12 protein-coding genes are annotated in these 16,780 nt (G+C 60.5%); 11 read left to right on the forward strand and 1 reads right to left on the reverse strand.

Features of this window, described 5'->3' with window-relative positions:
• Window positions 1-61: 61 nt before the first annotated feature.
• The 5 genes from J1D76_RS02600 (at window position 62) to argR (ending at window position 4,577) form a co-directional block, all read left to right on the forward strand.
• Window positions 62-751, forward strand: coding sequence for an ABC transporter permease (locus J1D76_RS02600; protein ID WP_077431437.1), 690 nt, complete (start codon window positions 62-64; stop codon window positions 749-751).
• The gene (locus J1D76_RS02605; RefSeq protein ID WP_421136894.1) at window positions 748-1,446 is read left to right on the forward strand and encodes an ABC transporter permease; all 699 of its coding nucleotides are present in this window, start codon (window positions 748-750) and stop codon (window positions 1,444-1,446) included. The genes J1D76_RS02600 and J1D76_RS02605 overlap by 4 nt, the downstream gene beginning before the upstream one ends.
• Window position 1,447: 1 nt before the next feature.
• Complete coding sequence (locus J1D76_RS02610) at window positions 1,448-2,560, forward strand: M14 family metallopeptidase (protein ID WP_421136895.1); 1,113 nt, start codon at window positions 1,448-1,450, stop codon at window positions 2,558-2,560.
• 27 nt (window positions 2,561-2,587) lie between these two features.
• On the forward strand, window positions 2,588-3,352 hold the full coding sequence (locus J1D76_RS02615; protein WP_421136896.1) for an ABC transporter ATP-binding protein: 765 nt from the start codon (window positions 2,588-2,590) through the stop codon (window positions 3,350-3,352).
• A 244-nt stretch (window positions 3,353-3,596) separates the two neighbouring features.
• Window positions 3,597-4,577, forward strand: coding sequence for a transcriptional regulator ArgR (gene argR, locus J1D76_RS02620; protein WP_421136897.1), 981 nt, complete (start codon window positions 3,597-3,599; stop codon window positions 4,575-4,577).
• Here the strand turns inward: argR and J1D76_RS02625 are convergent, their stop codons facing one another.
• Entirely contained in the window at window positions 4,578-9,449 is a 4,872-nt protein-coding gene (locus J1D76_RS02625; RefSeq protein ID WP_421136898.1) for a dermonecrotic toxin domain-containing protein, read from the reverse strand.
• A 458-nt stretch (window positions 9,450-9,907) separates the two neighbouring features.
• On the opposite strand from J1D76_RS02625, the gene J1D76_RS02630 reads away from it, so the two are divergent.
• From J1D76_RS02630 to J1D76_RS02655, 6 genes are all read left to right on the forward strand, one after another.
• Window positions 9,908-11,128: an aspartate aminotransferase family protein gene (locus J1D76_RS02630; RefSeq protein ID WP_421136899.1), complete on the forward strand. Its 1,221-nt coding sequence runs from the start codon at window positions 9,908-9,910 to the stop codon at window positions 11,126-11,128.
• Window positions 11,129-11,335: 207 nt separating this feature from the next.
• On the forward strand, window positions 11,336-12,355 hold the full coding sequence (gene aruF, locus J1D76_RS02635; protein ID WP_007971023.1) for an arginine/ornithine succinyltransferase subunit alpha: 1,020 nt from the start codon (window positions 11,336-11,338) through the stop codon (window positions 12,353-12,355).
• A gap of 70 nt (window positions 12,356-12,425) precedes the next feature.
• Window positions 12,426-13,451 carry an arginine N-succinyltransferase gene (gene astA, locus J1D76_RS02640; RefSeq protein ID WP_421136900.1) on the forward strand — a complete coding sequence of 342 codons (1,026 nt, stop codon included), beginning with the start codon at window positions 12,426-12,428 and terminating at the stop codon, window positions 13,449-13,451.
• A complete protein-coding gene (gene astD, locus J1D76_RS02645) occupies window positions 13,448-14,917 on the forward strand; it encodes a succinylglutamate-semialdehyde dehydrogenase (protein ID WP_421137101.1) in 1,470 nt (489 codons plus the stop codon). Before astA ends, astD begins: the two co-directional genes overlap by 4 nt.
• Window positions 14,918-15,079: 162 nt before the next feature.
• Window positions 15,080-16,426, forward strand: coding sequence for an N-succinylarginine dihydrolase (gene astB, locus J1D76_RS02650; protein ID WP_421136901.1), 1,347 nt, complete (start codon window positions 15,080-15,082; stop codon window positions 16,424-16,426).
• 61 nt (window positions 16,427-16,487) lie between these two features.
• On the forward strand, window positions 16,488-16,778 hold the full coding sequence (locus tag J1D76_RS02655; RefSeq protein ID WP_421136902.1) for a topoisomerase II: 291 nt from the start codon (window positions 16,488-16,490) through the stop codon (window positions 16,776-16,778).
• Window positions 16,779-16,780 lie beyond the last annotated feature (2 nt).

Here is a 16,780-nt window from a genome sequence, read left to right on the forward strand (position 1 = left end):
AAGCAACAGGATCTCTGAGGTTTGCGCCATTTTTTCATCCCAACTTTCGAGGACCTGAATCATGTTGAAAGGCTACGGGGCTGTCATCCTCGATGGCGCTTGGCTGACGCTTCAGCTCGCCTTGTCGTCCATGGCCCTGGCCATCGTTCTGGGCCTGATCGGCGTGGCACTGCGTCTGTCGCCGGTGCGCTGGCTGGCCTGGCTGGGCGACCTGTACTCCACGGTGATCCGCGGGATTCCCGACCTGGTGCTGATCCTGCTGATTTTCTACGGCGGTCAGGACTTGCTCAACCGCGTCGCGCCGTTGCTCGGCTTCAACGACTACATCGACCTGAACCCGTTGGCCGCCGGTATTGGCACCTTGGGCTTCATCTTCGGTGCGTACCTGTCGGAAACCTTCCGAGGCGCCTTCATGGCGATCCCCAAGGGGCAGGCGGAAGCGGGCATGGCGTACGGCATGAGCAGTTTTCAGGTGTTCTTCCGGGTGTTGGTGCCGCAGATGATTCGCCTGGCGATTCCGGGGTTCACCAACAACTGGCTGGTACTGACCAAGGCGACCGCGCTGATTTCGGTGGTGGGCCTGCAAGACATGATGTTCAAGGCCAAGCAGGCGGCCGATGCCACCCGCGAGCCTTTCACCTTCTTCCTCGCAGTGGCGGCGATGTACCTGGTGATCACCAGTGTCTCGTTGCTGGCATTGCGTCACCTTGAGAAGCGCTACTCGGTAGGCGTAAGGGCGGCTGATCTATGATCTTCGACTACAACGTCATTTGGGAGGCCTTGCCGCTGTACCTTGGCGGCCTGGTGACCACCCTCAAGTTGCTCGCGCTGTCGCTGTTTTTCGGCCTGCTGTGCGCGTTGCCGCTGGGCCTGATGCGCGTCTCCAAGAACGCGGTGGTCAATGGTGCAGCGTGGATCTACACCTACGTGATCCGCGGCACGCCGATGCTGGTGCAGCTGTTCTTGATCTACTACGGCCTGGCGCAATTCGAAGCAGTACGTGAAAGCTTCCTCTGGCCGTGGCTGTCCAGCGCCACGTTCTGTGCGTGCCTGGCGTTCGCGATCAACACCAGCGCCTACACCGCCGAAATCATTGCCGGCAGCCTGCGCGCCACGCCGAATGGTGAAATCGAAGCGGCCAAGGCCATGGGCATGTCGCGCTTCAAGATGTACAAGCGCATCCTGCTGCCGTCGGCCCTGCGCCGGGCGCTGCCGCAGTACAGCAACGAAGTGATCATGATGCTGCAGACCACCAGTCTGGCGTCCATCGTGACCCTGATCGACATCACCGGTGCCGCGCGCACGGTCAACGCTCAGTACTACCTGCCGTTCGAGGCGTACATCACCGCCGGCGTGTTTTACCTGTGCCTGACCTTCATCCTGGTGAAGCTGTTCAAGATGGCCGAGCGCCGTTGGCTGGGCTACCTGGCCCCACGGAAGCACTGATATGGAACGTATCGATCATGCTTTGCCGTGGAGCCACTTGGGCTGCGAGCGTCATATTTCGGTGTTCCGCTTCGGTAGTGGCGAGCGCAAGGCCTACATCCAGGCGAGCCTGCACGCTGACGAATTGCCGGGCATGCGCACCGCGTTCGAACTGAAAAAACGCTTGGCCGAACTCGAAGCCCAGGGCTTGCTCAACGGTGTGATCGAACTGGTGCCGGTGGCGAACCCACTGGGCCTCGGTCAACTGTTGCAGGGCAACCATCAGGGGCGTTTCGAGGCCGGCAGCGGCAAGAACTTCAACCGTGATTTCGTCGAGTTGAGCGCCCCGGTCGCGGCCGCATTGGCAGACAGCCTGGGTGACGATCCGCACGCCAATATCCGCCTGATCCGTCAGGCGATGGCCGATCACCTGGCCGCGTTGCCAGAGGCAAGCAGCCAATTGCAAGGCCTGCAGCGCATCCTGCTCAGCCACGCCTGCACCGCCGATGTCGTGCTCGATTTGCATTGCGACGCCGAAGCGGCGCTGCACATGTACGCCTTGCCACAACACTGGCCGCAATGGCGTTCGCTGGCCGCTCACCTCAACGTGCGGGTGGGTCTGCTGGCGGAAGATTCCGGTGGCAGTTCGTTCGACGAAGCCTGCTCGCTGCCGTGGTTGCGTCTGTCGCGCCTGTTCCCGGACGCGCAGATTCCATTGGCCTGCCTGGCGACGACTATTGAACTGGGCGGTCAGGCCGACACCGGTCGCGAACAAGCCTGCGCTCATGCCGAAGGCATTCTGGCGTTCCTCGCCGAGCAAGGCTTGATCACCGGCCAATGGCCGAAAGCTGCGCAAGAGCCTTGCGAAGGCATGCCGTTCGAAGGCACCGAACTGCTGTTGGCACCGCACCCCGGTGTGGTGAGTTTCCTGCGCAAACCCGGCGAATGGGTGGAAGCGGGCGACGAGATTTTTGAAGTGATCGATCCGTTGGCGGATCGGGTCAGCACGGTGTGTGCTGGTACGTCCGGGGTGCTGTTTGCCATTGAACGGCTGCGTTATGCCCAACCCGGTTTCTGGCTGGCCAAGGTGGCGGGGCGCGAAGCGCTGCGTCACGGGCGCTTGCTCAACGACTGACTGACTGTTTTTGTGAGAACCGACCGCATGTACAAACTTGAAGTCCAAGACCTGCATAAACGCTATGGCAGTCACGAAGTGCTCAAGGGCGTGTCCCTGAAAGCGGCAGCCGGCGATGTGATCAGCATCATCGGCTCCAGTGGCTCCGGCAAAAGTACCTTCTTGCGCTGCATCAACCTGCTGGAGCAGCCGCACGCGGGCAAGATCCTGCTCAACAACGAAGAGTTGAAGCTGGTGGCAAACAAGGACGGCGCGCTGAAGGCGGCCGACCCGAAACAGCTGCAACGCATGCGTTCGCGCCTGTCGATGGTGTTCCAGCATTTCAACCTGTGGTCGCACATGACCGCGCTGGAAAACATCATGGAAGCGCCGGTGCATGTGTTGGGCATGTCCAAGGCCGAGGCCCGTGACAAGGCCGAGCACTACCTGAACAAGGTCGGCGTGGCTCATCGTAAGGATGCCTACCCGGGACACATGTCCGGCGGCGAGCAGCAGCGCGTGGCAATTGCTCGTGCACTGGCGATGGAGCCTGAGGTGATGCTGTTCGATGAACCGACCTCGGCCCTCGACCCGGAACTGGTCGGCGATGTGTTGAAGGTGATGCAGGCCCTGGCCCAGGAAGGCCGGACCATGGTCGTGGTGACCCACGAAATGGGCTTCGCCCGCGAAGTGTCGAACCAGTTGGTGTTCCTGCACAAAGGTGTGGTCGAAGAAAGCGGCGACCCGCGTGAAGTGCTGGTCAATCCGCAATCCGAACGTTTGCAGCAGTTCCTGTCCGGCAGCTTGAAGTAATCAAGACTGCCGTTGTGCACCGGGATAGTGCATGCTTCGCAAATCAAAGGCTGGCCCGATGCCTTGTAGGCGCTGGCTTGCCAGCGAAGGCGTTGGGTCAGTTGATATCTCTGACCCAGACACACCGCCTTCGCCGGCAAGCCGGCTCCTACATTGATCGCTGTTGGTTTTAAGATTTGCGTTCATTTACGGGCTAGCATTGGCCCATGCCTTCATCACCGTTCTTCGCTTCGGATTGCCCACCATGACTGCCCATCGAATTGGTTTCCTGATTTGGCCCAGCACAAAAGCCCTGACGCTTGCGCTGGCTGAGGAGGCCTTGCGTGTTGCTCAGCGTGTGCATCCGGACGTGGTCTACGAACTGTCGTTCTTGCAAGCCGAAGCACCGGCCGAAAGCGCCTGGCAACTGCCGGGTGAAGCCTGGACCGGCAAGCTCGAAAACTTCCAGAAACTGTTCTTGCTCGCCGATGAGCCACCGACCGCACTGGCGCCGGCGCTCAGCAGTGCGCTCAAGCAATTGGTGCGCTCCGGTTGCGTGATTGGCGGTCTGTCGGCCGGTGTCTATCCGTTGGCGCAACTCGGTTTGCTCGACGGCTATCGCGCCGCCGTGCATTGGCGCTGGCAGGACGATTTCACCGAGCGCTTCCCGAAAGTCATCGCCACCAGCCACCTGTTCGACTGGGATCGCGATCGCCTGACGGCATGTGGCGGCATGTCGGTGCTCGACTTGTTGCTGGCCGTATTGGCCCGCGACCACGGTGCCGAACTGGCGGGTGCGGTATCCGAAGAACTGGTGGTCGAGCGCATCCGCGAGGGCGGCGAACGCCAGCGCATCCCGTTGCAGAACCGCCTGGGTTCCAGTCATCCAAAGCTCACCCAAGCCGTGTTGCTCATGGAAGCCAACATCGAAGAACCGCTGACCACTGACGAAATCGCCCAGCACGTGTGCGTGTCCCGTCGGCAACTGGAGCGTATCTTCAAGCAATACCTCAATCGCGTGCCGAGCCAGTACTACCTGGAGCTGCGCCTGAACAAGGCCCGGCAGATGTTGATGCAAACCAGCAAGTCGATCATCCAGATCGGCCTGTCCTGTGGCTTCTCCTCGGGGCCGCATTTCTCCAGCGCCTATCGCAATTTCTTCGGTGCCACGCCGCGCGAAGATCGCAACCAGCGGCGCAGCAGCAGCCCGTTCGAGTTGTCTTCGGTGCCGCCAGAGCGCGGTTGATCAATCTTCCGCGTCTGAGGCCTCGGACGTCGACACTTGCAGTTCCGCCCGCTCGATCACCGCTTGTACGCCGAAGTCGATGTTGGTCAGCCTGAAGTACTCAATCAGGATGTTCAGGCTCGCTTCGGAAAACGGGTTACCGCGCAAGTCGATGCTTTCGGCGTTTTCCATCGGCAGCTCCAGAATGTCGCTGGGTATCCGGGTAATTGCGTTTGAGCTCAGGTCCGCCGTTTCCAGGCTGCTGAGTTGCAACAGCCCGGCGGGTAATTCGGTGAGCTCGCAGTCATCCAGTTGCAGCGTTGCCAGTTCACTCATCTGGCTGACGTCGGGTGCGAGGCCCAGGGGATTGTTGCTCAAGTCAATGAACTCCATGCGCGTCATCTCGGCCAGGTTCAGCACACTCTGAGGGGAGAGGGTGATGTTGCAGTTGGGGAGGTTCAGTGACTTCAGATCACCCATCTGGAAAATCGAGTCCGGAATATCACCCAGGCGGAAATTGCGAATGCTGATGGTCTTGAGTTTGGGGAACTGCTCCAGGAACCGCGCGACGCCAGCGGTGAGACCGCTATCGCTGTTCAAGTAAACCAGTGACACATGACTGAAATCGGCACTCAGTGCCGGCAGGTCGCCCGTGATCTGGGTGTCCGCAGTCAAGTCGTAAGTTGTTTGCAACAAGTCGCTGAAATCATCCGGTTCACTTTCCCGCCGCCAGCAGCGCAAAACCAGCTGCTTGAATTCGTCCCTTGTCGAGTGTTCGACCAGCAGTTGCTGTGCAGTGAACGGTTGGTTGCTGTGTGGGTGAATCTGCGGGACATCAGCTATCCAGGCGTCCAGTTGATTATCGAGCGTTGTGAGTTCGGTCTCCAGGCGCGTCAGTGCAACTCGCCCTTCGTCCAGCGTGCCGGGTAACAGGAACACGAATTTGCTGGCCTCTTCTTCATCCAGCATGGGGTACAGCGCTTGCGCACGACGGATGTCTGTGGCTTCTGCATAGATACCGAAGTCCTGGCGGGACTGCTGGAAATGTTGCTTGAGACGTTCGCGCGAAACCTTTGAAATTGGATTGTTGCCCAGGTCGAAGCCTTCCTGGGTGCTGCGTGGCTGTGTGAATAGCGCGACGGGCAGTTCCTTGATCTGGTTGTCGTTGAGCAAGGCGGTTCGCAGGCGCGGACGTGTGAGCAGTGCGTTTGGAAAGTCGGTGATGCCGGTGTACGACAAGTCGACGTAATTCAGATTGGGCATGGCCTCGAAGTCAGGCACCAGACCCAGTGGATTCTTGTACAAATCGAGTGTCGTCAGCTGATGCAATCCGGCGAGCATGGTGTGGCTCTCGGGATCGAGGGTGACAGCGCAATCACTGAGAATCAGCTCCTCGAGTCGCAGTGAAGAAAGGCTGTTTGGCAGGCGTCCCAAGTTCAAATAACGTAATTTCAGATCGCGCAGTCCGGGAAAGTTCTCAAGAAACTCTTGCATTCCACGCGTGGCGTTGCAGCCTTCGAACCTCAGTATCGTGACGCCGCTGAAGTCGCCAACCAGTGATGGCATCTCACCGATGATTGGCTGAGAGAAGTTGAACTCGATTGTTTCTATGGCCGTTTCGGGGAGCGTCCATTGCTGGCGCCAGCAGTCGAGCAGATCGATCATGAACCGATACCGTACCCGCTTCTGGGAGGCGAATTGCTCAGGCGTGACCCTGATTTGGCTGTCGGGAGCGAACAAGGGGACGTCGTTGCGCCATCCATCCAGGTTTTCGAAGAGTTGATCGTGTTGCGTGATGAGTCGGTACAACTCGGCCCGAGGTCCATCCGGATGCTGTTGCAGGCGCAGGACAAACGATTCAAGTTCCTCTGCGGATAAGTGGGGGAACAGTGTTTGCGCACGATCTTGTAGCGTGAGCGTGTTTCTCGGCATCTGACGGTAGCCATCGCCGCCGCCCAAGAGCCGCATCACTTTTGGGTCGTAGGCGGGTTTGACATTCGGGTGTTCAGACAGCAGTGCGCGCAATGCGTCGCGGCCCAGGACATGTTGGCGAATCAGTTGCTTGAGCCGATCGCCTTCACCGATATGGATGTTCAGTGCCGCCCGTTCGCGGTCAGGTAGTGCCTGGAGCAGAGTTGAGTAAAGCGAACTCGAACCGCTGAGTTCTTCTCCCACATCGTCGTAAGCCTGATACGAACCCTCCTCGCTCAAAACCAACACCTTGCGCAGGGGCGCCTCGGCACTCCCCAGGCTGTCGATCAACTGACCTTCAAAATGGTAGTGACGGATTTCCAGGCGCAGTTGTCCCGACCAACCCGGTAGGTTGGACAGTGTGTGCAACGCCAATCGGTCGGTGTCGAGGTTGTTTTCGGTCGACGGCAACTCAAGCCCTTCGTAGGCACGCGTCGTGCGCACCTGCAATCGTGCTTCTTGGGCTGCATGAGCAAGCCGTTCTGGCAGGTTGCCGCGTTGGAGTTGTTGTCGTTCGAGCTCGCTGGCCGAATCCGCCAGTGCTTCGGCAAGGGTTCGGGGCAACCCGTGTTCGGCATCCATGATCTTTTGTGCCAGTGACGATGCGCCTTGCTCAAGGGTTCGATACCGCTGTTCGAACAGGCTCTGCCGCTTGCGCTCGGCCAGTTGCGCCACTATCCGCCGCAGGCTGCGAGTGCGGCTTTCCATGCGCGCAGAGGGCTCGCCGAATGCTTCGCCCATCAGGGTCCTGTTTTCGGTTTCCGACAGCGCCGACAAAAAGGTGTTGAGCAAATCGCCTTCATTGAGTTGAGTGATGTTGATCTGCAGCACGGGCACATCGGGTGTCCAGGTTTTCCACAAGGTTTGCGCCATATCGTCGATCAACCTCAGGCCTTTGTTTGCAGGCCAGTAGCCGTGTTCATGGAGCAGCTCAAGCTGTAATGCGGGATCGGCTTTCAGATAGTCATTGGGCTGTTCACTGCCGATACGCTCAATAAAAGTTTGTATGTCCTGATCGATCTGGAAACGCTTGAGGGTGTCAGCCAGGAGCGCAGGCACCTGCCCGTTATGGACGTGCATCCGACGCAGCGCATCTTCCTGGCAACCGCTGATGCTGAGCATGCGTTCGCGGGTCGTTGCTGAAAAGCGTTGCATGTCCGGTCCGATGCGCTCGAGCAGCTTGGCCTGGTTCCAGCTCAATGGCCGGTCGAGTTCAGTTTGCCAGGCGCCAGCGTCGTTGTGGCGCAGCTGCGGCTTGTAGGCTTCGGGGCGGGAGGGGTGGTCGATGTGATGCGTATGGGTGATCGGGTCCTGACTGACGGCGTAGTGTTTGTTGTCCAGGTACAGCAGGTTTTTTCCCTGGTGCTGATGCAGTCCTAGCGCATCCCGTTTTGCATCCTTGGGCGGTGCCGCCGGGAGTTCATAGGTGAGCAGGTCTGGCTGCCAGTAGCGGGTTTCGCCGTTTGGTCTTTTGACCGGGTTGAAGCGGTCGATGAACTGAACGACCTCCCGGGGCAACACAGCGCGAAACTCATTGGCCGCGATCACGCCACCCACGGCGAACGTCCCCAGTTGTACCGCCGACTCGACCACGTCCATGAGGTGACCAAACGCTTCGCGCGCCTGGCCCTCGGCCCAATCGACAACGCTTTCGAAGGTCTCGTCGAGCAACCGGTAGGCCATGTAGGCCAGCATCATCTCACCGAGAAACGGCACGAAGGGCAGGGCGATGAACGCGCCTATGTTCAGCAATGCCGAGGCAATTTCCGTGAAGGAGTCCCATAGCGCCCACCGGGCTTTCTGGTCGACCGTCGCGGTGGAAACGGCCATCACCCGCGCGTCGTTGAGAATCTTGTCGAGTTTGCGCTGATAAAGGTGGCGCCACAGTTCGCCCTGGATAGGGGTTGCCGTGACGTGCAGGTTGGCACGTGGGTCGGCTGTTTCTCGCCAGGTGGGGCGCGGGTCACCGGGTTGCACGGGCTGCCAGGTGATCGGCGAAAGCAGGGTATTGAGCTGTGCGAAGAAACGACCACGATCCTCATGGGCAATGAAGCGGCTAAAAAACTGTTGGTAGTCGCGAGTGCGCAGGCGTTGGCCCAGTTCCTCGGCGAATGCCGCCGTCGAGGGGTATTCCTTCACCGGATGCTCGGGATCGCCAGGTATGTAGGCCACTACCCGAACCACCTCCCGGGCACTCTCCAGGTCCGGAGCAAACAGCAGGATCCCGGTGAGGCGTGCGTTCATGATCGTCAGGTCACGGCAGCCCCATGGCTGGCCGCGCAAGCGCAGGTACGGCAAATTGTCGAGCAAACCGAGAATCAGGCTATGAGTATCGCTGCCCAGGCGTTTTTGCATTTGCGCCATGTGCAGTGCGGCGGTGAGCGCGGATTTCTCGCTGTCACGGATTTGGGATTGCAGGATTGTCGAGGCCATCGGGTTGCTGATGCCCAGGTTGTCTTCCAGATACACCTTATAGCCCTCGCCAATATCGAGCGCCCGGCACAGGTCGGTAAACGCTGAAATAGGCATCTGCCGGGCGATCTGCGGCCTGGTTTGGAAATGCCCGTTGGCGGAGGGTGCGCTGATGTAGGTCGAGGCAGGCTCGAAGGCATCCGTGCGGGTTTCGGCCATTTCGAAATTGTGCAGCGCGGCGTCCAGCAGCGACACCGTCCAGACGCGCGCAGCCCCCGACTTCAGGCGTAACCAGGGCCGGTGAGTCGGGATGTAGAGTCGAAGAAAGGTCTCGCGCACGTCCAGATCCAGACCGAAGCGGCGCTTGAGTTCGGCTTTGAGCAGGGGCTCAGCGAACTCAGCAGGGTTTTGCAGGTTGGCCAGCGTCTTGTCGACCCGGTTCTGGCTGGCAATGTGGTGGGCGATCAGTCTGCCCAGTTCTGCATGTTGATGCTTTGCAGCATTGCCCAATTCACTGGGCAGCCGGGGCGTGACGTTTGTCAGTGCCTCGCGCCTGTGGGGCGCTGACTGTCGAAGCCAGAGCGGGATGGCGGTTTGCAGATATTCAAAATGGGCATCGGGCCTGAAAGCGTCAGAGGTTACGGGGGCGGTGTTCATGAGGTGAAGGCGTTCGTCGGTGTTTGATTGGCCCCTAGGAAAACCTGCGAAGCTGATCGATGTGCGGTACATATTTACCGCACGTGGCCCATTGGCTTGCGTTACAACGCAGCAACCTGCCGCAAACGCCCGCGGCCAGTTAAACTGCGCCTTTGCGACCCTATATGTCGCATTGCCGTAAACCCGGGAAAATCCGGGGTTTGCGCTATAAGAAGTTGTCGCTTGGCGACAAGGCCGGGCTGAAAACTGTCCTTACAATCCCCTCATCGCTCGCCAGTTTCAGGCGAGTGTTTTCTCTTCAGGAGACTCCGATGTCCGTTGAGCACGCTGCGGTACAACGCGCCGATTTCGATCAGGTAATGGTTCCCAACTATGCGCCCGCCGCATTCATTCCTGTGCGTGGCGCCGGTTCCCGCGTTTGGGACCAGTCCGGTCGCGAGCTGATCGACTTCGCCGGCGGGATTGCCGTCAACGTATTGGGCCACGCGCATCCGGCGCTGGTCGGTGCCTTGACCGAGCAGGCGAACAAGCTGTGGCACGTGTCGAACGTGTTCACCAACGAGCCGGCCCTGCGCCTGGCGCACAAGTTGATCGACGCCACCTTTGCCGAGCGCGTGTTCTTCTGCAACTCCGGTGCCGAAGCCAACGAGGCCGCTTTCAAGCTGGCCCGTCGTGTCGCGTTCGACCGTTTCGGCAGCGAGAAGTATGAAATCATCGCCGCGCTCAACAGCTTCCACGGCCGCACCCTGTTCACCGTAAACGTCGGTGGCCAGTCGAAGTATTCCGATGGATTCGGTCCGAAGATCACCGGTATCACCCACGTGCCGTACAACGATCTGGCCGCACTGAAAGCCGCCGTTTCCGACAAGACCTGCGCCGTGGTCCTGGAACCTATTCAAGGTGAGGGCGGCGTGCTGCCGGCCGAACTGGCTTACCTGCAAGGCGCCCGCCAATTGTGCGACGCGAACAACGCGTTGCTGGTGTTCGACGAAGTGCAAACCGGCATGGGCCGCAGCGGCAAGCTGTTCGCCTACCAGCATTACGGCGTGACCCCGGACATCCTGACCAGCGCCAAGAGCCTGGGCGGCGGTTTCCCGATCGCGGCCATGTTGACCACCGAAGCCCTGGCCAAGCATCTGGTCGTCGGCACTCACGGCACCACCTACGGCGGCAACCCGCTGGCGTGCGCGGTCGCGGAAGCGGTGATCGACGTGATCAACACTCCAGAAGTGCTGAACGGTGTGAACGCCAAGCACGACAAGTTCAAGGCGCGCCTTGAGCAGATCGGCGAGAAATACGGCCTGTTCACCCAGGTCCGTGGCTTGGGCCTGTTGATCGGCTGCGTGCTGAGCGATGCCTGGAAAGGCAAGGCCAAGGACATCTTCAACGCCGCCGAACAGGAAGGCCTGATGATTCTGCAAGCCGGCCCGGACGTGGTGCGTTTCGCCCCGAGCCTGGTGGTCGAAGATGCCGATATCGATGCCGGCCTGGACCGCTTCGAACGTGCTGCTGCAAAACTGACACAAGCCTGATAGACCCTTCGGCGCCTGCAAACCAGGCGTCGAACCCAATTTTGATGCCGGTCCCGCCTGGGGTGTTTACCCATTGTAGGAGCTGGCTTGCCAGCGAAGAGGCCCGAAAGCCTTGCGGCGATCAACCGGTCGCCTTCGCTGGCAAGCCAGCTCCTACAGGGGGCCGGCTTATTTTCCTCAAAGAGTGTTAGAGAAAGGAGTGACACCATGCTGGTGATGCGCCCCGCGCAAATGGCTGATCTGGGCGAGGTACAGCGTCTGGCTGCGGACAGCCCGATTGGTGTCACTTCCTTGCCGGATGACGTTGAACGCCTGAGCGACAAGATCGCTGCGAGCGAGGCCTCGTTTGCCGCCGAAGTGAGTTTCAACGGTGAAGAGAGTTACTTCTTCGTCCTCGAAGACTCGGCCACCGGCAAACTGGTCGGCTGCTCGGCCATCGTCGCCTCGGCCGGTTATTCCGAGCCGTTCTACAGCTTTCGCAATGAAACCTTCGTGCACGCTTCCCGCGAGCTGAAGATTCACAACAAGATTCACGTGCTCTCCCAGTGCCACGACCTGACCGGTAACAGCTTGCTGACCAGCTTCTACGTGCAGCGCGACCTGGTCGGTTCGCCGTGGTCGGAGCTTAACTCCCGTGGCCGTTTGCTGTTCGTCGCCAGCCATCCGGAGCGCTTTGCCGACTCCGTGGTGACCGAGATCGTCGGCTACAGCGACGAGAACGGCGACTCGCCATTCTGGGACGCCATCGGGCGCAACTTCTTCGACCTCAACTATGCCGAGGCCGAGCGTCTCTGCGGCTTGAAGAGCCGTACGTTCCTCGCCGAACTGATGCCGCACTACCCGATCTACGTGCCGCTGCTGCCGGACTCCGCGCAAGAAGCCATGGGCCAGGTGCACCCGCGGGCGCAGATCACCTTCGACATCCTGATGCGCGAAGGCTTCGAGACCGATCACTACATCGACATCTTCGACGGTGGCCCGACCCTGCATGCGCGTGTCTCGGGGATCCGTTCGATTGCCCAGAGCCGCGTGGTGCCGGTGAAGATCGGCGAACCGGTCAAGGGTGTCGGTCGCCAATACCTGGTCGCCAATGCCCAGTTGCAGGACTACCGCGCCGTGATGCTCGAGCTTGACTACGCGCCCGGCAAACCGGTGACCCTGGACCTGGAAGCCGCCGAAGCCCTGGGCGTCGGCGAGGGTGCGAGCGTGCGCCTGGTGGCGGTTTAACGTCGCAATTGATGCCTAGAAAGCAGCGAAGTTTCACGGGTGGCGCAAGCGGCCCGTTTGAGGAGATAGCATGATCGTTCGTCCCGTACGCAGCAGCGATTTACCCGCTCTGATCGACCTGGCCCGCAGCACCGGCACCGGCCTGACCACCTTGCCGGCCAACGAAGAGCGGCTGGCCCATCGGGTCGGCTGGGCCGAGAAGACCTTTAGCGGCGAAGCCGGGCGGGCCGATGCGGACTACCTGTTCGTGCTCGAGGACGACGACGGTCGCGTGGTGGGCATTTCCGCCATCGCCGGTGCGGTCGGCCTGCGTGAGCCTTGGTACAACTTCCGGGTCGGCCTGACGGTCAGCGCTTCGCAAGAGCTGAACATCTATCGTGAAATCCCGACGCTGTTCCTGGCCAATGACCTGACCGGCAACTCCGAGCTGTGCTCGCTGTTTTTACACGCTGATTACCGTACGGGGCTCAACGGCCGCATGCTGTCCAAGGCGCGGATGCTGTTCATCGCCGAATTCCCGCAGTTGTTCGGCAACAAGATCATTGCCGAAATGCGCGGAGTCTCCGACGAAGCCGGGCGCTCGCCGTTCTGGGAAAGCCTGGGCCGGCACTTCTTCAAAATGGAATTCAGCCAGGCCGATTATCTGACGGGCGTGGGCAACAAGGCCTTCATCGCCGAACTGATGCCGAAATTCCCGCTGTACACCTGCTTCCTGTCGCCGGATGCGCGCAACGTGATCGGCCAGGTTCACCCGGACACCGAGCCGGCACTGGCGATGCTCAAGAACGAAGGTTTCAGCTACCAGGGTTACGTCGACATCTTCGACGCAGGCCCGGCCATCGAGTGCGAAACCGGCAGGATCCGCGCCGTGCGTGACAGCCAGGCACTGGTGCTGGCCGTCGGCACGCCGGGTGACGACGCCACGCCATTCATCATCCACAACCGCAAGCGCGAAGACTGCCGCATCACTGCCGCGCCAGCACGTCTGGCCGCTGGCACCCTGGTGGTCGATCCGCAGACCGCCAAACGTCTTCAACTCAACGCTGGCGATCAAGTACGCGCCGTGGCGTTGTCCGCAGCACGGGAGTCGAAATAATGAAGTCGCTTTATATCGCAGGTGAATGGCTGGCAGGTGGGGGCGAAGCCTTCGAGTCGCTGAACCCGGTGACCCAGCAAGTACTGTGGTCCGGCGTTGGCGCCACCGCCGCTCAGGTCGAGTCGGCTGTGCAAGCGGCGCGTCAGGCGTTCCCGGACTGGGCGCGGCGTACGCTGGAAGAGCGTATTTCGGTGCTGGAGGCTTTTGCCGCAGCGCTGAAGAATTGTGCTGACGAACTGGCCCGCACCATCGGCGAAGAAACCGGTAAACCGCTGTGGGAAGCGGCGACTGAAGTGACCAGCATGGTCAACAAAATCGCGATTTCGGTGCAGAGCTACCGCGAACGTACCGGCGAGAAAAGCGGCCCGCTGGGCGACGCCACCGCTGTGTTGCGCCACAAGCCACACGGCGTGGTCGCGGTGTTCGGTCCTTACAACTTCCCCGGCCACCTGCCCAACGGTCACATCGTCCCGGCATTGCTGGCCGGTAACAGCGTGCTGTTCAAGCCAAGCGAGCTGACGCCGAAAGTCGCTGAGCTGACGGTCAAGTGCTGGATCGAAGCCGGCTTGCCGGCGGGCGTGCTGAACCTGCTGCAAGGTGCACGCGAAACGGGTATCGCCCTGGCGGCGAACCCTGGCATAGACGGGCTGTTCTTTACTGGTTCCAGCCGTACGGGCAATCACCTGCACCAGCAATTCGCCGGTCGTCCGGACAAGATCCTCGCGCTGGAAATGGGCGGCAACAACCCGCTGGTGGTTGATCAGGTCGCCGACCTCGATGCCGCGGTGTACACCATCATTCAGTCGGCGTTTATCTCTGCCGGCCAGCGTTGCACCTGTGCGCGCCGCTTGCTGGTGCCGCAAGGCGCGTGGGGCGATTCGCTGCTGGCACGCCTGGTGGCGGTCAGCGCAACGATTGAAGTCGGTGCGTTCGATCAGCAACCGGCACCGTTCATGGGCTCGGTGGTTTCCCTTGGCGCTGCCAAAGCGTTGATGGATGCGCAAGAACATCTGCTGGCCAACGGCGCCGTGGCGCTGCTGGAAATGACCCAGCCACAGGCTCAGTCGGCGTTGCTGACCCCGGGCATTCTGGACGTGAGCGCTGTCGCCGATCGTCCTGACGAAGAGCTGTTCGGCCCGTTGCTGCAAGTGATCCGCTACGCTGATTTTGAAGCAGCGATCGTTGAAGCCAACGACACCGCCTATGGCCTGGCTGCCGGCCTGCTGTCGGACTCCGAAGCGCGTTACCAGCAGTTCTGGCTGGAAAGCCGCGCCGGGATCGTCAACTGGAACAAGCAATTGACCGGTGCTGCAAGCAGCGCACCATTCGGTGGCGTCGGTGCCTCGGGCAACCATCGCGCCAGCGCCTACTACGCGGCGGACTACTGCGCGTACCCGGTGGCGTCGCTGGAAACGCCGAGCCTGGTGATGCCTGCCACTCTGACACCAGGCGTGAAGATGGCGTAATGCCAATCGCCAGCAGGCTGGCTCCCACTGGTTCGGTGGTGTTCACACATTTTGTGTACGACACAACCCCTGTAGGAGCCAGCCTGCTGGCGATGGCCGCGCCGCGGTCTTACTGAATAGTTACTGAAGCCTATAACAACAGATTCTCGTGGAGCCTCGCTGATGAAATCCTATGAAGTCAATTTTGACGGTCTAGTGGGGCCGACCCATAACTATGGCGGCCTGTCCTACGGCAACGTCGCGTCCCAGAGCAACAGCCAGCAGTCTTCCAACCCTAAGGAAGCCGCGCTGCAAGGCCTGGCGAAGATGAAAGCGCTGATGGAAATGGGTTTCCAGCAAGGCGTACTGGCACCGCAAGAGCGCCCGGATGTGGCTGCACTGCGTCGCCTGGGTTTTGCCGGCACCGACGCTCAAGTGATCGAGCATGCTGCCAAGGAAGCGATGCCACTGCTGGTCGCCAGTTGCTCGGCGTCGAGCATGTGGGTGGCCAACGCCGCCACCGTCAGCCCGAGTGCCGACACCGCGGATGGCCGTGTGCATTTCACCGCCGCCAACCTCAACTGCAAATACCACCGCAGCATCGAACACCCGACCACCAGCCGCGTGCTGGGGGCGATGTTCGCTGACCAGAAACACTTCGCTCACCATGCTGCGTTGCCAGCAGTGGCGCAATTCGGTGACGAAGGCGCGGCCAACCACACGCGTTTCTGCCGTGAATACGGCGAAGCCGGTGTGGAGTTTTTCGTGTTTGGTCGCAGCGCGTTCGACACCCGCTACCCGGCACCGCAGAAATACCCGGCGCGCCAGACTCTCGAAGCGTCCCAGGCCGTTGCCCGATTGCACGGTTTGAGCGATGACGGCGTGGTCTATGCCCAGCAGAACCCATCGGTGATCGATCAGGGCGTGTTCCATAACGACGTGATCGCCGTTGGTAACGGCGAAGTGCTGTTCTATCACGAGGACGCGTTCCTCGACACCGAACAGATGCTGGCTCAATTGCAGAGCAAACTCGCCAAAGTCGGTGGGAAATTTCAGTCGATTTGCGTACCGCGTTCCGCGGTAACCGTGGAAGACGCAGTTAGGTCCTACCTGTTCAATAGCCAGCTGCTGTCGCGTCCTGACGGCTCGATGCTGTTGATCGTGCCGGAAGAATGCCGTGGCAACGAACGCGTCTGGCAATACCTGCAGGGTTTGACCAGCTCCGGCGGCCTGATCCGCGAAGTGAAAGTCTTCGACCTCAAGCAGAGCATGCAGAACGGCGGTGGCCCGGCTTGCCTGCGACTGCGCGTCGCGCTCAACGAAACTGAACTGGCGGCCGTCAACCCAGGGGTTATCATGACGGCACCGTTGTACGGCACACTGACCGAATGGGTCGATAAGCACTACCGCGACCGCATGACCGAAACCGATCTGGCGGATCCGCAGTTGCTGCTTGAATGCCGGACGGCACTGGATGAACTGACGCAAATCCTTAAACTGGGCGCGGTTTATCCATTCCAGATCAATTGATCGACGGCGCGTTGCCTTGCAAGCCAGCGCGCCGCTTCATCTCAAACGAGAGCGTAAAGACATGAGCGATTCCCTGCAGCTGATCCTTGAAGACACCGACGGCACGCAACTGGAGACGTCCTGCACCCGCGTCGCGGTCATGTGGCAAGGCAAAGAGCTGTGGATCCAGCAGGACGGCCGCGGCCAATTGCTGATCGGCGTGGACGTCGAAGAAGGCGATGCCGAATACGCCAACCTGCTGTTGCGCCCATTGGCGACTAATCTGGTAAGTCTGCAGCTGGAAATGGAACCCGCTGACCTCGGTGACGACGAGGAACACGTCCACGGTCCGGACTGCAACCACGATCACTAAGG

Source organism: Pseudomonas sp. NFX15, assembly GCF_049132105.1.
Taxonomy (GTDB): Bacteria; Pseudomonadota; Gammaproteobacteria; order Pseudomonadales; family Pseudomonadaceae; genus Aquipseudomonas.